Source organism: Burkholderia sp. 4M9327F10 (assembly GCF_005503145.1).
In the GTDB taxonomy this organism is placed as follows: domain Bacteria; phylum Pseudomonadota; class Gammaproteobacteria; order Burkholderiales; family Burkholderiaceae; genus Paraburkholderia.
The window spans coordinates 73,650-93,735 of the sequence record NZ_SCNV01000017.1 but is presented as its reverse complement, the minus strand read 5'-3'; the positions used below and the strand labels follow the sequence as shown (position 1 = coordinate 93,735).

The 20,086-nt window shown below is 54.4% G+C and carries 7 protein-coding genes; all 7 read right to left on the bottom strand.

Annotation, left to right across the window (positions count from 1 at the left end; genetic code table 11):
• Positions 1 to 5 precede the first annotated feature (5 nt).
• The 7 genes from FFS45_RS17620 to FFS45_RS17590 all read right to left on the bottom strand — a co-directional run bounded on the left by FFS45_RS17620 (position 6) and on the right by FFS45_RS17590 (position 19,768).
• Complete coding sequence (locus FFS45_RS17620) at positions 6 to 13,034, bottom strand: calcium-binding protein (protein WP_137955907.1); 13,029 nt, start codon at positions 13,032 to 13,034, stop codon at positions 6 to 8.
• Between the two features lie 30 nt (positions 13,035 to 13,064).
• On the bottom strand, positions 13,065 to 13,724 hold the full coding sequence (locus FFS45_RS17615) for a DUF1629 domain-containing protein (protein ID WP_171029676.1): 660 nt from the start codon (positions 13,722 to 13,724) through the stop codon (positions 13,065 to 13,067).
• A gap of 14 nt (positions 13,725 to 13,738) precedes the next feature.
• Positions 13,739 to 14,482 (bottom strand): DUF4261 domain-containing protein, encoded by a 744-nt coding sequence (locus FFS45_RS17610; protein WP_137955905.1) that lies wholly within the window; start codon positions 14,480 to 14,482, stop codon positions 13,739 to 13,741.
• A 424-nt stretch (positions 14,483 to 14,906) separates the two neighbouring features.
• Positions 14,907 to 16,562, bottom strand: coding sequence for a hypothetical protein (locus tag FFS45_RS17605; protein WP_137955904.1), 1,656 nt, complete (start codon positions 16,560 to 16,562; stop codon positions 14,907 to 14,909).
• A 29-nt stretch (positions 16,563 to 16,591) separates the two neighbouring features.
• On the bottom strand, positions 16,592 to 17,443 hold the full coding sequence (locus FFS45_RS17600) for a hypothetical protein (protein ID WP_137955903.1): 852 nt from the start codon (positions 17,441 to 17,443) through the stop codon (positions 16,592 to 16,594).
• Positions 17,444 to 17,456: 13 nt separating this feature from the next.
• Positions 17,457 to 18,947, bottom strand: coding sequence for a hypothetical protein (locus tag FFS45_RS42130; RefSeq protein WP_212745741.1), 1,491 nt, complete (start codon positions 18,945 to 18,947; stop codon positions 17,457 to 17,459).
• Between the two features lie 509 nt (positions 18,948 to 19,456).
• Positions 19,457 to 19,768: a hypothetical protein gene (locus FFS45_RS17590; protein ID WP_137955902.1), complete on the bottom strand. Its 312-nt coding sequence runs from the start codon at positions 19,766 to 19,768 to the stop codon at positions 19,457 to 19,459.
• Positions 19,769 to 20,086: the final 318 nt, after the last annotated feature.

Sequence of the window (20,086 nt, the reverse complement as noted above, 5' to 3'; positions counted from 1 at the left end):
CTCCGTCACGCATGCCATGAGACGGCAATCACGCTCTGCAAAGCCGTGCTGGCTGGCATCTGTGTTGCGGTAACAGGATTGAAGCCGGGGTTATCACCCGAGTAGGTCGCCATCGCCTGGACAAGCTGCGATACCTGACTGGTGATGGACAGTCCGCCTGCCGTGATCTTTGCCAATGGATCACCGCTCGCGCCATCGGGGCCACCAAACCAGCCAGTGATATCGACGCTGGTATTCGTGCCCATCACGTTGACCAGCAGGTCATAACCTGATCTAGAGAACCACAGATCCGAATCCGAAATGCCACTTCCGAAATCAAGTTCGTCTGTTGGCAGCGTCGCGGAGGTCGCGCCGTAATAGCCGTTATTGAGGGAGACCGCCCCGTCTCCCACACCCACGTCAAAATAATCGTACCCGCTTGCATTATCTTCAATCTGGTCACCGCCGCCCGTGCCTGCGATGAGCGTGTTGTTCGTGCCACTGGATGAAAGCACCGCATTCGCCACGCTCCCTGCTGACAGCGTATCGTGGTCGCCTCCCACATCGGCACTCGTAAATCCAATCAGCTTGTCGCTAATGCTCGCACCCTGGACCGTTGCAGTGCCTGCCGCGAGATTGACTGTAACGCCATTGCCATCGTAGCTGGCAATCTCGTACGGCAATTGCGTGCCTGCGGCAGCAATCAGCGTATTCCCGGCTGCGTCGCTGACAAAGTCACTGCCAATGGTGCCGTTACCAATGAGCGTGTCCCCGAACCCGTCAGCGTAGATCTCACCTACAGCCAAGCCTGAAGAAACAGTATCGTCGTTCCCTGTGAGTTCCAGGTCCGTGACTTCCACCAGCGTGTCGGCGTGCCCTGCACCGGATGCGGTCACCGTGCCGATGACATAGTCAGTCACTGGAGTGAGCGTGAAAGAAATGTCGAGGTTCGAATTCGAGTAGTACGCCAGCCCGTCTTCGAGTGTATTGCCGTGCAGCCCGCCCATGAGCGTATCGTTTCCGGAGGCCTGCCCGATCAGGGTATCACCGCCACTGCTCGAACCGATGAGGATATCGTTCGTCCCCGTGATAAGCGCTGTGGTGATGCCAACCAATGTATCGCTTGCAGTGCCGTTTGTCGCAGTCTGGGTACCAAGGTTCACCGTCACACCAGCAGCAACGTATTCCGCGAGACCGCCGCTTAGCGTATCACTGTTCAGGCCACCGATCAGCGTACCCGGGCCGGTCAGGATGTCGTGTGCACCGCCTGCCTCCGCGATGGTGATACCGAGCAAGGTATCGGTTGCGCCACCAGCCGTCGCGCGATCCGTCCCAAGATTCACTGTGACATTCGCGCCCGTATATTCCGCGACCGTCCCGCCAATGGGCAGAAGATATTCTGCTGCCGTAGGATCGACGCTGCCGATTAGCGTATTGTTGCCCACGCTCCCGCTGACCAGCGTCGCCGTACCTGTTTCGTAATCGTCAAGCACATTGCTGGTACCCGAAGCGATGACCGTGCTGTCATTACCCTGGACTTCCAGAAGATCACCACCCTTCAGTGAACCGATGATCACATTGTCACTGCTCATGGTGATGGCTTCGGTGAACACGCCTATCAGCGTATCGCTTCCTGCGCTTCCTTCCACCGTGTCTGTCGCAAGATCGATGACACCATCCGTCACGTTGTAGTCCAGGGCCGACAGACCCGATCCCGCAATCATGGTATTGCCGCCGAGGTTGCCACTGAACGTAGTCGCCCCGCTACCGCCGATAAATGTGTCACTGGAACCCGAACCGATGAAAGTTTCCGTATTCGTGCCACCAACCATCACGTCATTCTTGCCGCTCAGGCCACCGATGACGAAAGTACCAATCAATGTATCGTCTGCACTGTCCAGACTGCTCACCACACCAGTCGCGAGATTCGCCACATCGCCACTTCCGGTGTACAGCACTTCGGTCGTGCCCGTACCCGCAATCAGCGTGCTGCCGCCGACCATTGCACTCGCAAGCGTCGTGCTGAGCGTCGTCGTTCCCGTGCCACCGATGAGGGTTTCATCCTGTCCGGACACTTCCGCTTCATTGATCCTGATGAGCGTGTCATTCATCCGTCCATACGCGGAAGCGATTCCGGTTGCCAGATTGACGGTCATGAAACTTTCGCTGTAGAAAGCCACGCCCGCGTTCCTGCTACGCAGGACTGCACCGCCTATCAGGGTGTTCCCGCCAATCGAACTGCTGACCAGCGTCGAGAGGCGTCCACCCTCCAGGGTGTTATCTGAACCCGCTGCAATGACGGTCGTATCCTGCCCCGCGCCCCAGAGAAAGCTGCCCCCTGTGTTCGCACCGATCAGTGTGGTATCCGGACCCGCTGCGGAAAATACGCTGCCGATACCGATCAACGTATCTGTGTCACCGTTGCCGTCCGTTGCAATTCCGGTCGCAAGATTGACCACAAGGCTGCCCGGAAACTCGTTCGGTTGCCAGGTGTAATCCACTTCCGTCTGGCCGGTCCCGATGAGCGTATTGCTTTCGAGATTGCCGTAAAGTACGGCGCTTCCCGTCTGGTCGATGAGCGTATCGTTGTGGGACGCCATCAGGGTGTCATAGGTACCGCTCCCGCCCAGGTCTTCAAGCACGCTGTTGCCGCCGCTGACAAGCAGGTTTTCACCTGTACCGCCCGTGATCTGCATCAGGTCGCTACCGCTGCCATAGAGGGTTTCATTGCTTCCCGATGCAAGCAGCGTGTTTCCCGTGCCCTGCGCAGCCAGCGTGTCGTCCATGCCAGTCGCTTCGAGCAGATTGCCGCCCGCTGACGAACCGCCCGCGTATCCGTTGTTGCCGACAATGTCCACTGTCTGGATGCCCACCAGGACATCCTGCGTGGTTCCTGGGAACTTGGCAGACCCAGTCAGGCTGGCGTCTCCATCATCGCTGATGCTTGCCTCACCACTCTGGCCTGCCCCCCCAAGCTGGACATACACCCCGTTCTGCGCAAAATATCCAACCGTGCGTCCTGTGCCTGCGATCAGCGTATTGCCTTGCAGGTCACTGGTAAGCGTCGTGAGTCCTGCTCCACCGATGAGCGTTTCACCTACTCCACCTGCCTGTGCAACAGAAATATCGATAAGCGTATCGACGCCAGTATTCGCGACAACAGAGTGATCCAGGACAGTTGCCCCATTAACGTAGTCATATTCCGACCAGCTGACCGTACCTCCGCTGACCGTGCCGTTTCCGAGATTGACAACAAGGCCGACCGTCGAAAGCGTCCCCGTTGACGTTTCTTCGGGAATGTAGACGGAATCGTCCGGCACACTCCCATAGGACGCGATAGCGATGCCCGTAGTACTGCCGACAAGCGTCGCCCCATCAGCCCAGCCGATCAGGACGGACGTTCCGACACCAGCCTCCATCACCCACCCGGCAATCAATGTATCGTTATATCCGGAGGCTAGCAGTGTTGATTGATCGTTTCCGCCGATCAGCGTGTCGTTGCTGCCGGTTGCCTCCATGGTCGAAGCCCCGCTAATCACATCGTTGCTGCCGCTGGCCTCATCAAGTGCCCCAATTGCGAACATATGGTCGTTATTGCCACTCACCTCATAGTCCGTAAACCAGCCGACTATCGTATCCTCGCCTTGCGCGGAGTCAGCATAGCCAAGGCCATCGTCTCCGCCATTTATCGAAAGATTATTGGCATAGAAATATGCCTCGTTGTTTGCCGCGTAATGGTCGTAGGATGGAGACTGGGTGTCCTCATAGTACTGCGAGATCAGGGTGTTGCCGTCACCATTTCCACCGATTGTGTCATTGTTCGCCGCGATCAGGATATCGCCAGTCCCAGCCGCCTGTGCAATGGTGATGTTGGTGAGATAATCGCCCTGATATTGCGCGCTGCCTGGCAACCAGCCTTCGTACGAGTTGGGCCATTGTTCGGCGACCTGGTTTCCCAGATCGACATAGACGTCGCTAGTAAAGGCCGCAATGGTCGGCCCGGTTCCCCCGTAAAGTGCATTTCCAGTCCCGTTGCTCACCAGCGTGGTTGTACCGCTGCCACCGAAAAGCTGGGCGCGCGTACCGGCTGAGATAAGTACATTGTTGTTTCCAGCCCTCGCAATCAAGCCGCTTCCGACGGCAGTATTGTCACTTCCCCAGATGTAACCACTACCAATCAGCGTACCGTCGCTTCCGACAAGTGTCCCCCAACCATTTATCGTATCCTCGTCGCCCGTGAGGATCCCCCCGTTGCCCGAGAATGTATCGTCGTCTCCAACGATCTCAATGTCGGATATGCCCGACAGAGCGTCGGCGATGCCGGAACCATTCACGGACACGGAGCTATTGGTAGCCGAAATGTTGTTGCCCGCGTAGTACGCCACGGTCTGCAACGTGGCAAAGGTTTCCATGTCCGTCTGCGAATTGACATACGTGGCATCGTATATAGCCCCGCCAACGAGCGTGTCTCCCCTGGCATTTCCAACCAGCGTCGACATTGCGTCGTTGATCCCGACCAGCGTCTGACCGCTGCCAACCGCTTCGGCCACCGTGATACCGGATAGTGAATCCCCGCCCGTGCCATTGACCGATACACGTTGCGTGGCGAGGTTGATCGTCGTGCCACTACCGCCATATTCGGCAACGGTCAGACCACTACCGGCTATCAGCGAATTTCCGTTACCATTTCCGGTCAGCGTCGAAACTCCGCTGCCGCCCTCCAGAATGTCGTGAGCGCCCTGCGCCGTCAGCGTATCGTTGCCGCTTCCTGCGATCAGGATGTCGTTTGTTCCTGTCGCAATCACGTCTGTGACACCCGTCACCAGACCACCCGACAGGTTCACCGTCAGTCCGTTGCCGGTATAAAACGCGACCGTTCCACTCACGCCGCCCACCAGGGTGTTGCCTGCCGAATTTGTGATGAGCGTATCGCTACCGCTTGCACCCTCTAACGTGTTGCCATTGCCAGATGCAACCAGCGTGTCGTTGGCTCCGGTTGCGACCAGGAAATCATCTCCGCCAGCGCTTCCAATCAACGTGTCGTTTGCACCGGTAACGCTGCCTGCCAGAATATTGAGCAACGTATCGCTTATGCCCGTACCGTTGACAGTCGCGGTGCCCGTGCCAAGATTCACAGTGACGCCTGAGCCACCATAAGACGCGACCGTGCGGGTTGTGCCTGCAATCAGCGTGTTTCCTGCACCGTTGCTCGCGAGCGTCGAGATACCGGCAGTACCAAACAGGGTATCGCCCGTGCCGCCTGCCTGCGCGATATCGATTCCCACGAGCGTATCGGTCGTACTGGAGCCGTCGATTTCCGCCATGCCGTCAGCAAGATTGACCGTGACGTCATTGCCGCCGTAAAACGCGTCAGTCGATCCCAGGGCACCGATCAACGTGTTCCCGGCTGCGTTGCTGGCGAGCGTCGAAAAGCCGCTGCCCGCTTTCAGGATGTCATGATCGCCGTTGGCCGCCAGTGTGTCACCCAGGCCGCTGTCGCTCAGTACGTCACCGTTCGAACCGATCAATGTGTCATCGAGACCGGTCACTTCTGCGGCGGTAATTCCGATCAGCGTATCGCCACCGCTCGTACCCAGACCGTTGACGGTCGCCGTGCCAGCCTGCAGATTGACTGTGAGGTTCGCGCCGCTATACTCTGCCACGGTGCGACCTAAGCCCCCGATCAGGGTATTTCCTGCTGCCGAACTGACCAGCGTCGTATCGCCTGCCCCACCCTCCAGCGTATTCTGGCTACCTGCTGCCACTATCGTGTTGCCGCTGCCGCTCAAGGCTTCCAGAAAATCGGACCCTCCAAGCGCAGCGATGAGGGTATTCGCGTTACCGTTTGCTTCGATCACGTCATGGCTGCTGCCGAGAACGGTGTTTTCATTACCATTTATCAGGACATCCGGAATGCCGCTGATGACGCCTGCCGCCCCGCCACCCGTCACGGAATTGCTTGCCAGATTGATCGTCAGCCCGCTTGCGAGAAAGTCGGCCGTGGTCGATCCGCTGCCGCCCTGTAACGTGTTTCCAACTGCTGAACTGATCAGCGTCGAATTTCCGCTGCCGCCCTGTAGCGTTTCGCCGCTTCCAGTCGCTATCAGCGTGTCACTATTCCCGCTCACGTTAATCAGGACATCGCCGTTGCCGCCGACAAGCGTGTTGCCGCTCCCGGCGACGATGGCGATTGAAATGCCTACCAGCGTATCGCTTGTGCCCGCACCGCTCACACCGGCACTGCCCGCATTCAGGTTGATGGTGAGGTTATTGTCCGAGTAATCGGCAGCCGTTTGTGCCGTCCCGGCAATGAGCGTGTTGCCTGCCGCATCGCTGATCAGGGTCGAAGCAGCGCTACCACCAACAAGCGTTTCATCGCTGCCGGTCGCCTGCGCGAGGGTGATACCAACCAGCGTATCGTGCGTACCATTCAGCGCGGCGGTTCCTGTACCCAGATTCACACTCACGCCGTTACCGAAAGACGCGACAGTCGGACCGGCAAGCGATATCAGCGTATTTCCGGCTGCGTCACTGACCAGCGTATTTGTACCGCCATCGCTTTCGAGCGTCTTGCCTGCACCCAGCGCGACCAGCGTGTCGTTGTTCCCTGCGACAGTCGCCACGGCAATGCCAGTGAGCGTATCGCCAACGCTCGCGCCGTTCACGCCCGCGGTCCCGGCATCGAGATTCACCGTGACGCTGGAACTCGCGTACCACACCTGCGTTTGCCCGGTTCCCGCGATTAACGTATTTCCGGCTGCGTCGCTTACCAGGGTCGTAGCTCCGCTATCGCCAATCAGCGCGTCATCACTTCCATTTGCCTGCGCGACCGAAAACGTGCCGATAAGCGTATCGCTCGCCGCGCCTTCAGCGACGATGCCTGTAGCAAGGTCAATTGCAACGCCGCTGGCATCGTACCCGACCGACGCAGCACCGGTGCCGGCAATCAGCGTGTTACTTCCCACGTTATTCGAGACCAGCATCGAGGCCGTTCCACCTGTAAGGGTGTTTGACGTCCCAGTTGCAATTAACGTGTTGCCAGTACCTTCGCCGGCAAGAAAATCCTTTCCACTCGCCGTCCCGATCAACGTATCGCTGTTGCCTGTTGCCACAGCCTGTGTGACGCCGATAAGCGTATCGCTGGTACCGCCACCAATGACATTGGTTACCGCTCCCGTGGCAAGGTCTATGACGATGCCATCGTATGAATAGCGGACCTGTGCACCGCCTGCTCCGGCCTCCAGCGTATTTCCGGCCATGTTGCTGATCAGCGTCGTAGCTCCGCTGCCGCCAATCAGGGTGTCGTCCTGACCACTGCCCCACAGGATGCCAGCAGAATTTCCGGCAACCAGCGTATCGTCAGTTCCAACAACATCCACATTCGCAACATTAATTAGTGTGTCACCCACTCCGCTACCGTTCACCGAAGCGGTTCCTGCGGCGAGGTTCACGGTCATTGAATCTGCAGTGTAAAACGCCTGCGTCAGCCCGGTTCCTCCGACCAGCGTGTTTCCGCTGGCGTCGCTAACCAGTTCGGACGATCCGGAACCGCCAACCAGGAGATTGCCAGTACCGGTACCCACTTCGAGCAGGTCATTGTCGCTGCCACTGACAAGCGTGTTCGAATTACCATTTGCAAACAAGGCATCGACGCCACTGCCTGCTATCAGCGTGTTCGAATTTCCGGTTACACGCATGACATCGTTACCGGTGCTACCGGTGAACGTGTCATTTGTCTGCTGGCCCGAATTGGCAAGCATGTCGTCGACGCCCGTACCACCAATGAGTACGTTGCCCGACCCTGCCCCGCTTACCACGAGTTCATTCGTTCCTGCGCCCGCAACAAGCGTATTTGTTGAGCCGGTTGCGTTCAGCATGTCTGCACCACTGCCGCCGACCAGCGTATCCGATGCACCATTGGCACTCAGCACATCGATGCCGTCATTTGCGATCAGTGTGTCGCTGGAGCCTGTGACCGTCAGCGTGTCGATATGTGTCGTGCCGTCCTCGATCACGCTGCCGCTCGACGCGAGATTGATTTCAGCACCGTTCAGGTTCGAAAATGATGCAGCCGACACGCCCGCGAAATTATCGAAATACGAAAGTGCGGACACATTCACGCCCACAAGCAGTACCGACGTGCTGCCCATCTGGATCTGCGTGCCGTTCGCGACTTCGCTGATGGTCACTGTCTCACCCGGACTCAGGAAATCGAGCCGGCTGCCGTTGTAGCCTGCATGGAAGTTCGTAATCTGGACCTGCGCCCCAGGCAGGATCACATAAGTACTTGGCGTTGCTCCATCGCTGAGCGTTTCCGCCCCCGTTGCTGCCAGCACAAGGTCACCACCCGCAGCCTGAACGTTCGATCCAGCCGCTGCAAACGTGATTTTCGTTACGTCCCACGCCTGCGCAACTGCGGCAAGCAGTGTTTCGAACGCTGCAGTTCCCTGTGCGAGCGCGGTTGTCAGATTACTCTGATTTCCCAACAAAAACGCCGCGCTCTGTGCATCGGCCTCGGTCAGATAATGCGCACCTGACGGAAGCACGATCTGTTCAAGGTCCGTAGCCGAAGTACTGAGCACCTGCGTCGCATCCGGAATCGAATTCAGCGTCGATGCAAGATAGGTAAACGCGGTCAACCACGACTGTTCTGTGGAAGCAGCGTCCGCAGCCGCTCCCTGATCCTGATCTGATCCAATGGCTGCATTGCTGGTATCAGCCGCCATCGCGGCAGACTCACTGTTGCTCTGCGCCGTTGCTGCGGCCTGAACTGCTGTCGCCGTTGCACCAATGCCCGTCAGTTCCTGGGCAACCGAATTCGCCGCCGCATTAAAATCCGCGTAGATCGGCGCACTGTTGTATTCGACGCTGCCGTTCGCCGTCAGCATGTAGATATGGGCATCGTCCAGGTTGAGGACGGTGCCATAGGTCGGGTCTGCCTGGTTATAGACAAGTGTGTCGCCACCGACAACGCTTATATCGTTGACATCTTCGAGCGAACCTCTCGAAAGCGTGCTGGTGTAGTCACTATCCTGACCTGGGAGTGCCGAGGCCCAGCTTGCCAGGCTTCCTGTTGTCTGTGCAACCTGCTGCGCGGTGCCTTCAGCCTTCGCTGGCAGATATTCAAGCACCCGTGAATAGAATCCGAGTGCGGTCCCTGAATTTCCAGACAAACCTTGAGAAGCTATCTGGGGCGTTGTCGTGCCCTCGAAACTGACATCATCAATCGCTTCAGTCGTGCCATTCGTGAAGGTGACGGTTGCGGTCGCAGAAATGACGTTGCCGTTAACTGTCTGATTCGTAGCGGTTGAAACCACATTGATGGACTGTATCCCGAGCGCGGAAAGCGAAACAAATCCATATTCACCGTTGGCGACACCATCCTGGCTCGCGTAGACATAGACGCCCAGGGTTGCCCATGCTGGATCGGACGCGTTAATGACGCCATCATGATTCGCATCGAGAGAGGCCAGATCGGTGAAATTCTGGATGACCGTTATGGTGCCGCTTACATCGGTCGCCAGGAATCCCGTATTCGCGCCGACCCAGCCGGTATCCGTTGGTCTGCCAAACCCCTGCGTTCCATAGGTCTGCTGTGATTCCTGCTCTGAAAGCAGGTTGATGGATCCGCCATCTGTACTCAGAACAAGCGGATCGACAACGATGACAATGGGCGAAGTATCGCCATCACCATCGCCCCCACCATCATCATTGAATGCCACGAAAGTGCCGCCGTCATCGGTACCGCCGCCGTCACCAAAACCATCATGGCCACTCGTATCAGCCGGATCACCAATGCCTGGGATATTCCCTGCGGCAGGTACACCATCAGCGGGCGTGTAGTCGCTGTACGAAGCAAAAGTGTATGGGTTACCAGCTACACCCGCACCAATGAAAACACCCTGATCTTCGAGAAATTCGACATCCGCCATTGCGCTGGCGGAATCGCCGCCGAACAGTGCCTGCATCAGATCAGCGTATTCGTCAGCGCCCGAATCCCCGCCGTCGTCTCCTCCTCCGCCGCCTGAGGCGTCCAACGTATTGCTATCCCAGGTTGCTCCATCGACCGTAACCGATGTCAGATCTCCGCCAGCGATAGTCTCTGTGTTGCCGCCGTCATCGATAATTACCGTACCGCTCCAGTTGCCGGGAACAGTAGGCAACCCAGGATCATAATCGTAGCCGGAAGGAGGATCGGCATCCTGGCTGGCCGGTGGCACGAGTGCGACATCACCTGAATTCGAATTTATATCCGAGATGATCGAACCGGATACGCTCGCATCCGTTGAGGCGCTTTGCAGAAGCGACGAAAGTCCTGTCAGCCAGCCTTCCGGATCACCAGGTAATGACGACAAGTCACCCGTAGCCAGCGCCGTCTGGATCGCGCTCTGATCATTTGTGAGCAACGAACCCGTTTGCGTTGCAGCGTCCTGCGCACTGGTTTGCGCGTTTGACTGGATGTCCGAATAAATGCCGCTTAAATCAATTGCCTGACCGTCAAGTGTTGCGCTGGTCAGTTGAGGTGCGGCGCCAGAAATACTGCCTGGGTCGTCGCTGAACGTCAGCGTAATCGAGCCGCCAGATGTAGTCGAATCAAAAGTCTGCGTGAGTGCACCACTCTGGCTCAACTGTGCGCTTTCGGTCCAGCCTGTCGCTGGCGCGGAGCTGACCGTAATAATGCCAGCCGTGTCCCCATTGACGCTCGAACCCGCTGCGAAATTTACAACCACTTGACCATCTATGGCAAGTGAACCGCCTCCATTTTCGTTGACTGAGACAGACGATGAAATGCCATCTGTGCTATTGGTATCCTGAATGGTAATGCCTGACTGAGTGTCGATAGCGGCAATATCATCGGTATTGCCGGTCAGATTGACGGTCGAACCAGTAGAGGTCACTGCCTGAACATCAACAGTTCCCCCAGGACCTATCGTAAGCGTATAACTAAGACCAGCACTGGTATTTCCACTTACAGTGTAATCGTTTGTCGCGGTATTTACTGCGGTCGAAGCGATGGGGATTGGATTATCGCCAACGCCAGTCAAGTAACTCGTCGCATCATTGCCGGTCACGGAGACGCCAAGCGACTGACCGGTGTCTTCGATTGAGGTACTGAGCCAAAGACTCGATTGACCCGGTGCCACATCCGCTGGAGTCAAATGGATCGAATCACTCCATGCTGCTCCCCCGCCTGGACCGGTCACGGTCATTTCACCAGTGATTCCGCCGCTCCCATCGGATTCGATCCCCGACATTTGAACGCTAATCGGATAGGGACCGACGTTGAGTGTGACTATTCCGCCAGCCTGGATTGTTGCCCAATCCGATTCATCGAACTGTACGCGAACTCCAGAATTGAACATGTCATTGATCTGATCATTGACGGCTGTTTCAATACCGGTCTGATCCGCGTTTTGGGCATATGTGTTGAGGTTGGCAAGTGCGCCGGCAATATATTGTTGTGCAGTGTTCAATCCGTCCACAGCCGCCTGCGGAATTGAATACGATTGCGACTGAGTAGACACGGTTACGTTGCCGCTCGAGTCTGAACTAACCTGACTTTCAGATCCACTGCTACCTATGTGAGAACTCACGGTCAACGTGCCATCCGGATTGACCTGGATGCCACTAACCGTCGGTAGCGGATTGTGCGTAAGTCCAGCCGTAAAATTATCGATATTTGAAGAAAGCGCCGCAGTTGTTGACCCAAGTGTCTGCGTTGCAAGCTGCGACTCACCTTGGATCAGATTTTGCATGCCTTGATCGATGACATTCATCAATGCATTGGTGTTTTCGCCCAGGAATTGAGATGTATTCCCGATCAGCTTGGCGAGCGCACCTTGGGTTCCGTTCCAGATTTCCTGCCCAAGTGATTGCAGGTATCCAGCAGGATTGGCGGCAAAAGAAGCTGCGTTGACCTGAAGCGTCTGTAGAAACGGGGTGACAGAATTTTCGGCCCACTCGACAAGCGCCGATGAGACTTCGGAAGCTGCGTCGATCGAGTCAGACAGGTCGCCTGCACTCAATAGATTTCCAAGCTTACCAACGGGTTCTGCCAGATACGTCCATGCGCTTTCAGCGACAGATTTGACTAGCACTGCGGCACCGACCGTTGCGAGAACCGGTAACGCCAGTTCTCCCGCTGCAAGCATCAGACCGCCAATTGCGGCAGCAACAACGACCGTTTGGCCTGCCTCAAGGTCCGCCGACAGAACCGATTCACCTTGCGAGCGAGCGCGGGCGTAGGTACCGACTGCATTGGCTGCTGTTAGCACGATACCCGCAGCGCCAAGGACTGCCTTGCCATCAATAACAACCGAACCAGTTTCGTCCGCGATGAATTTGTTGATTATGTTTCCAACATCCGCACTGTCTTCTGTGGCGTTGACGGTTATTGATGTGGCATCCATGTAGCGCATCAGTTCGGCCGGTGCCGTGGCCGAAATATCGCCGTCTGCGGATGGCGCGAGCGGCGTACCACCTGACAGATTCAGACCGTTTTCTTTTGTGTATTGCAGAGCCTGTTCTATCTGTGCAGGAGTACTCAACGAAACAAACTTGGCTGCATCTCCACCTAGTTGTGCCTGTAAGGCATTCACCGCCGTGATCTGGTCGGCATTAGCCGCAGCATAGGCCGCTGGATCATTAAAAAAAGCGTCGTTAATCTGATTGACTTGTGCCGTTGTAAGATTCGCTGGCGTGTTTGTGAATAAATCGCCATTAATTAACGCCACCTTCATCGCGTCCTGAAGCGTAGTCACCTGCGCAGCGATACTTGCCGCCGCCGTAGCGTCGCCGGCTTGTGCCTCTGCGAAAACAGGAGAGTTTTCCAGATTGTCCAGAAAAGTTTCAATAGACTGCTGATATGAAGACAGGGGGCCACCGTTATGGGGACTCAAGTCTAATGTGCCGCCCAATGCCGTGGAGGCAGGCAGAAAAATCCGGTTATCGACCGATTGAACATTATAAAGACCTTCTTCGGTCAAAAATTCGATAACCGGATTTTCCGCGAAATTCTGCGGAATGATATGATGATCCTGGAACGCAGTTGCCATAAAAATCCCCGAAAATTTTCGCGCACATTTTTATACAGCCAGGAAATCCATTCCCGTGATTCCGAAATTCTTAAAATCGGACTTGAATTCGCCATCGCAGAAAACGGCTGACATAGCATATTTCAGGCGAAATATATGATTCGAGAGATCAATGTCTTCACGAAAATTAAGAGAAGTTTCACCGAGAAAACTATAATACTTTCGACCATCTTCATAATGCTTGATCTGCACTTTTGAGGTTACCTCGTCTATCGCATCAAGTACGCGAACGACATCACACAACCAGTATACCGGCGGCTCGCTCTTATCCTGCATTTCTATTTCACATCTCACAAAGATGAATGCAGAAGGATCAAGACGTTCAAAAATTTCTTTCAGCCGATCAGAAACCAACCAATAAGCGCCATATTTTTCGATATCGTGCACCACCCTTTCTCGGGTAGCTTGTGTCAGATTTTTACCGAATAGGAAGCGTGGCATTTCAGGATAGACAGGGAAGCCGCGCTGGCCGATTTCCGGCACCAAAACCTTGCCTTTCCCTTGCAGAAGCTCTGCTTTATTTAGAAGCTTCATGCCTGGCACACTGGTGCTACGAATATTGGGGCTTACCCTGAAAAATTTCCGCTCCTTATTCTTAATCATTAGCTTACTCTCCCCACGATGATTTTGCGTCATTTGATCAAGTAGCACTTTATGCTCCGATGTCATTCAGCGATGTATGCATAAAAAACTGGCAATCCGCCGAAACGCCTGGATGTGAAATGTTGAACCGTAATATGTTCATCTTTCGATATGCCGATCATCTCACCATCATTTATTGTTTTGCCCCGCTGAAGCAGATAAACGATGAATCCTTGAACTTTATTCACCAGGGGCACGATTTCTGCCTTGCGAGTTTCGAATTCGATCTCGCGTCCGACGAACGGCGTAAGTCCCATCGTCATAACGCCGATGGCATCTGCATCTTTAAATGGATGAAAGCTGATCCAGAGCATTACGGGATAATTTGGGAACGCAGCAAACGCCGAACGGCTGCGCTGAGCAAATACGGCACCCGAATTGACGACTGACGAATCCCAGAAAACAGCGCTGACCGATGGATAGATCGCGGCGACTGCACCGACCACAGCCGTGATAACTTGTGCGACCTTAAGACGATCCGCCTGTTCACCAATCGCCGATATCGTAAGGTGCGCGCAATGCCTGTCACAAACTGCGCTTGCCTCGCGCCAATGTGCCTCGGCCCTACGAGTAGGTATCTGCCAGCCATCAGGCAGCCGGGTCGGCATGTTTAAGATCGCGATCATGATGCCTGCAACTGTCATGATTGATGCTGACGCCGTACTCAAAACGTCTGGAAACACTGCGTGCAGGTGCTCCGCCACACGATCCGTGTCTATAGTGGTCTGCTTATCGAGCAATACGGACACGACAGGGTTACTCATCATCAGATCCTCATTAAGCTGCGTTCCTCCGCAAAACTGGACCTTGAACCGGCTCAGCTTTGTAACGGACTTTGGGTATCGGTCTAGTACACCCGAATTTCCCAACCATACTACGCGATGACGACTATCTCTCTTGGGAGTCGCCTCTCCTCGGCCCTGTGCGGTAGGTATTTCATCGAAAAAATTGCCCAAAGCGCGTTGCGATCATTGTTTCCTCACCCATACATTCGGAAGCAGCCGACTCGTCTCAATTGCTCGGAAACAAAAGCTTAGAGTACCCAACGTACAACGCAGTCCGGAGCCTTTATCGAACGCATGGAGATGGCCACAAATCGCTTACGTTTCATCGATACGCCGAAGACATACCTTGAATTTCGAGTCAAGAAAATTTCAGTAGTCGCTAAGCGGTTTTCTCAATCGCTAGTCCCTAAAGGACTGTGTAGTCTTTTCCACGCTTGAGATAGGTACTTGTTGAGGAAATCTTCCAGTCGCCGGGAACAGTCAGCAAGCCTGGATCGTAGTCATAGCCGGGAGGAGGATCGGCATCCTGGCCGGCCGGTGGCACGAATGCGACGACATTGCCAGTATTCGAGTCTATCTCCAGATCTGAGAAGATCGAGCCAGACTGGCTCATGTCCGTCGATGCGCTGTCCAGAAGCGACGAAAGTCCTGTCAGCCAGCCTTCCGGATCACCAGGTAATGACGACAAGTCACCCGTAGCCAGCGCCGTCTGGATCGCGCTCTGATCATTTGTGAGCAACAAACCCGTTTGCGTTGCAGCGTCCTGCGCACTGGTTTGCGCGTTTGACTGGATGTCCGAATAAATGCCGCTTAAATCAATTGCCTGACCGTCAAGTGTTGCGCTGGTCAGTTGAGGTGCGGCGCCAGAAATACTGCCTGGGTCGTCGCTGAACGTCAGCGCAATCGAGCCGCCAGATGTAGTCGAATCAAAAGTCTGCGTGAGTGCACCACTCTGGCTCAACTGTGCGCTTTCGGTCCAGCCTGTCGCTGGCGCGGAGCTGACCGTGATACTGCCCGCGTCCACATTGATGCTCGAACCCGCACCGAAATTCAGGACTGACTGACCGCCTACCGCGAGCGAGCCGCTTCCATCCGTGGAGTTGAGCGAAATCGTAGTTGATACGCCGTCTGTGCTGCCCGTATCCTGGACCGTGACATTACCCGAGTTGTCGACGTTGATACTGCCACTGACGTTGCTCACCGTCAGGGCAGTGCCGGTATCGCTTCCCAACGTCAAGCTAGCGTTGGAAAGCGTTAGCGATGCGTCTGTACCTTGGAGATAGTCACTGCTCCCCATGCTTGAAATGGCGTAGCTACCGTTTGTTCCCGAGTCGTCACCAACCTGCGTTGTGATCCCTTCTCCATACTGGTCGTCTACGGTGATCGAGCCAATGGAGCAAGCATTACTCCCAGAGAAAACACTCGTCAGGCCAGCCACCGTAACGTTGTTTGTCCAGTTTGCTGCGGTAATGGAATCGTCCGAGAGATTTGCCGGCGCATCCGGAGTTCCAACACCACCGATGAAACTCATGGCTGAATACAGCTCGGCAGAACCGAGGTTGCTAGTTGCTGGGTCCGGGCTGATGATCTGTACCCACAACGCCTGCATGCTTTGCGAATCCAGCACCTGCCCGGGCGCATAAAGTGTCCATGCGTTTGCGGACAGTCCGTCACTGGTAAATACAGCACTATGAAACTGCGCTGCCTGTTGATAAGTAATATCCGTGCTGACGGTACCATCACCGTTGGGGGCGCTTGCCATTTGCAATAACGTGTTCACATAGGCATTCGCCATATCCAGTTCAATCTTCTGAATCTGACTACTCGACAAAGCGACACCTTGCGAACTTGCATAATTGGCCATGAAATTCTGGGCCACGTTGCCGGACAAGGTGGAACAGGTAACCAACCCGGCAGCAAGGTTGGCATAACCATAGCCCTGCTGGGAAAGCTGAGAATAAACCCCGTTTACAACTGATTCAAAGTTCGAGCTCCCAGGCGACGTCTCCGCAAGCTGACTAAGGTAACCTTGCAGTTGCGCTGCAGTTAAAGCATTTGGCATATCTAGCCCCAGTTATAGATATTTATCTCTCACTGAACAATAAATGAATAAAATTCCGATAGAACTCCCTTCTCAATTTCCTTCCAGCGAGAAAGGTAATATTGCTTGTCACGGATATTTCCAACCTCTATTGAGACATCACCGGTTGGCGTATAGAAGTAATGATGACAAAATGACAAGGGATCGTGGGGAGGGATGTGTCTGAGCGAATTTTCACACGTAATTAGCGTGCGATTAGATTGCTCATCATAAAATACCTCGTTCACTTCTCCTTGAATCGTTTCGGCGGACGACTGAATAGGCGAAATATAATGCGCCAGGCCGTCAACATCCGACTTCCTAATAAAAGTCACTTTGCCCATGCTGAATTCGTTTTGCGTGAATCTCCGCAGGGCGCTTCGCATGTCAACCGGCTTGCCCTCTTTTTTGAATAGTGATGGATAGTTAAACTGAACAAAAATCCACTGATTATCTTTGCGTGGCAAAGCCACTACAGACCTTTCCGATTGATCGAAATCTGCCAAATCTCGTTCATTCTCAACGGGTTTGAAATTATTCAGACGAATTCGAATCGAAAAATACCTTATCTGCAAATCGAATGACTGTTTTTTCGGCCGATTCCTATAAGACTCCGCATTCCATATGTCGACTCCGTCATATGCGAAATCTGGACCCAATATGTAGTGCCGGGGAATGGCGAGTTTAGTCGATCCCATTCTGCCTATGTCCGGGCAAGTCTCACCAGTTATCGCGTGCGGTGCGTAACGCGGCGCATCAGGAGAGCAATCACTTGTGGTGGCTGAGGCAAACGAAACCAAACACAGCACGAAGGTCAAACCGAAGCCCAACCTAAACCATATGCGGTAAATTATCGCGTTCATCTTACTTTTCTTCTTAAATTGCGCCATGATCTCGAACTAACGAGGGCAGGAAGCCCAAGATAAATTTGAGCGACGGAAACCTTCGCAGGAAAGACGACAGCCCGGTCAGCCAGCCTTCCGGATCACTGGGCAGCGATGAGACGTTACCGGTAGCAAGCGCTGTCTGGATTGCGCTTTGATCGGCAGTCAGCAACGAACCCGTTTGCGCTGCAGCGCCTTGTGCATCCGTTTGCGCCGCCGACTGGATGTCCGAGTAAATGCCACTTACGTCAATCGACTGACCGCCAAGTGTTGCGCCGGTTAGTTGTGGGCCGGTATCAGAAATACTGCCTGGGGTGTCGCTGAACGTCAGCGCAATCGAGCCGCCAGACGAAGTCGAATCGAAAGTCTGTGTGAGCGCACCACTCTGGCTCAACTGTGCGGTTTCGGTCCAGCCCGTCGCCGGCGTGGACCCGACCGTGATACTGCCCGCGTCCACATTGATGCTCGAACCCGCACCGAAATTCAGGACTGACTGACCGCCTACCGCGAGCGAGCCGCTTCCATCCGTGGAGTTGAGCGAAATCGTAGTTGATACGCCGTCTGTGCTGCTCGTATCTTGGACTGTAACGTTGCCCGAGTTGTCGATGCTTATAGTTGTTGAAGCGCTATTAGCACCCAGTGTCAACGTATCGGTACCGCCAGGATTGATAAGGTCATTCGCCCCGCCCAAGGTAGCCTGACTACCCGGCGCAATAGTGATCGCCGCGCCATTCTGCTCCACTACTGCACCTTGCCCACTAACACTTACACTAGTCTGTCCGCTTGCGCTTACATCGTTTATCTCGACAAACTGAACGACATTTTGGGCATTGTACCCCGTTAGGGTCGACAAACCGTCCCCCGAAGGAGAAATGGAAAACGTAGATACGCTATAGCTTCCATCAGCATTTTTTACTGTGGCTGTCGTAACTCCGTTATCCGTTTCGACTCCTTCTAAAAAACTTCCGGCGCTCCCGACGATACTGCTTATGCCGTATGTTTGCTGGATATTCTGTATTACTGCCTGTGAAAGGAGGATTGTTCCCGCACCCGGTAAGATAGACGCTCCTCCGGGCATCGAAGGCTCACTCAATCCCATCGCATTTATGAGTGTGGATGCTACAGAGTTACTATTTGATCCCAGACCCATAAACGGATATGGCAAATTTAACTGATTGATTTCGTTCGCCGCAGCCACAGCGGCATTCCACTGCGACATAATTTCATCTTCGGACCCACTTGACAACACAACCTGAGCCTCATTCGGAGAGTAATACATCGCCTGAGAATAAGTGTATGTCATTAACCTGTCGGAAGGCAAATATCCGATTGGCTTGATCTGGCCATTTGATCCAGTAGCCAATCCATCGATCTCCCCGATGACATTACCATCCGGATCAACCAAAACCAATAGATCGTGTCCAGCAACACCGCCAACGAGAGGTAATTGCGCCTCCAATATAGAATAATTACCGCTCGCCATATCACGACCCCATAATTTTAAATTAACCCAAAAAACACAATTAACGAAAATTTTAAGATAGAGGCACAAATATTTATATTAGAATTTAGGCATATTCCCACCCACATCCGCCAGCTTCAGTAACGTTGCAATGGTCAAAGCCCCGCGCAGTCTATAGGTGGAACATCGACCCTATCAACCAAATTAGAATTATTATCGGAGTACAATCGGACTCGCTCGATACAACTGGATGGCAATAAGCGCTGCCTTACACGAGAGCAATCAGTCGATGTGTTACCGACGCAAGCAAACCCTTCATTCGTAAGTGCCTTTATTGCTGACGACATCGGCATTCCTAGCGTCACCTTCTCATTGATCAGAGAGCTAAGCTGTGCTTGCTCTGGCGTGTAGCAGGACGCAAGAGTAAAACAGACTACCAACGCAACAATAGATACGCGCATAAGAAATTCCGAAAGGCATAGTAGGAAAGAGGTTATCCATTTGAATCATCAACCTCTATCTATTCACTGTCACGATACAGCGAGACTGCTACCGGCTGCCGCGCCACCGTGAGGTGACGAAACGGACGTCAACAGGCTACCAATATTGGTCGACAGCACTGACCCATCTCCCATCGTCAGCGCAGACTGGTCCAGCCTCTCATCGTTCATGAAGACGCTCGCCACGGCCAGTGGAGTCGACGTCGTGTCGGTCTGCGAGGCCGGCGCGAAATCCGCGAACGCAGCACTGCATAGCAAACTGTTGGTACTGGCCTGCCAACTCTGGCCGTGCGGCGTAACGTCGGTTAGCGGCAAACACTTCTGCCCTCTGAAAGTCCACATTCTTGATCCCCGTTCTGCGGGTGAGCAGCTCTCGTTTGCTGCAGCACACCTTCCGTCGCAGCATGTTTATGTACGTTCAAACCTCGCCCGATGTCTGTATCAAGTTATGCCCAAGTTCATACTCAAGCTGAGTCTTATACATACGAATTAATTTCGGATAACTTACAATTTTGACATGAAACTACACAGTTGAAGATCGAACTTTGGACGTTAGACGAATCCAAAAATGACATCCAGTGAACGTTTTCTGACGGATGTTACGGACCATTCTGCCCGCGTCAGTTGTGCGCACCATTCGTGCATGAACTCTGCACATAT

Bases quoted from the DNA above. Each gene is read 5' to 3' on its own strand.
- FFS45_RS17620 (WP_137955907.1), bottom strand. From the start codon at position 13,034: ATGGCAACTGCGTTCCAGGATCATCATATCATTCCGCAGAATTTCGCG.
- FFS45_RS17610 (WP_137955905.1), bottom strand. From the start codon at position 14,482: ATGATGAGTAACCCTGTCGTGTCCGTATTGCTCGATAAGCAGACCACT.
- FFS45_RS17605 (WP_137955904.1), bottom strand. From the start codon at position 16,562: ATGCCAAATGCTTTAACTGCAGCGCAACTGCAAGGTTACCTTAGTCAG.
- FFS45_RS17600 (WP_137955903.1), bottom strand. From the start codon at position 17,443: ATGAACGCGATAATTTACCGCATATGGTTTAGGTTGGGCTTCGGTTTG.
- FFS45_RS42130 (WP_212745741.1), bottom strand. From the start codon at position 18,947: ATGGCGAGCGGTAATTATTCTATATTGGAGGCGCAATTACCTCTCGTT.
- FFS45_RS17590 (WP_137955902.1), bottom strand. From the start codon at position 19,768: ATGTGGACTTTCAGAGGGCAGAAGTGTTTGCCGCTAACCGACGTTACG.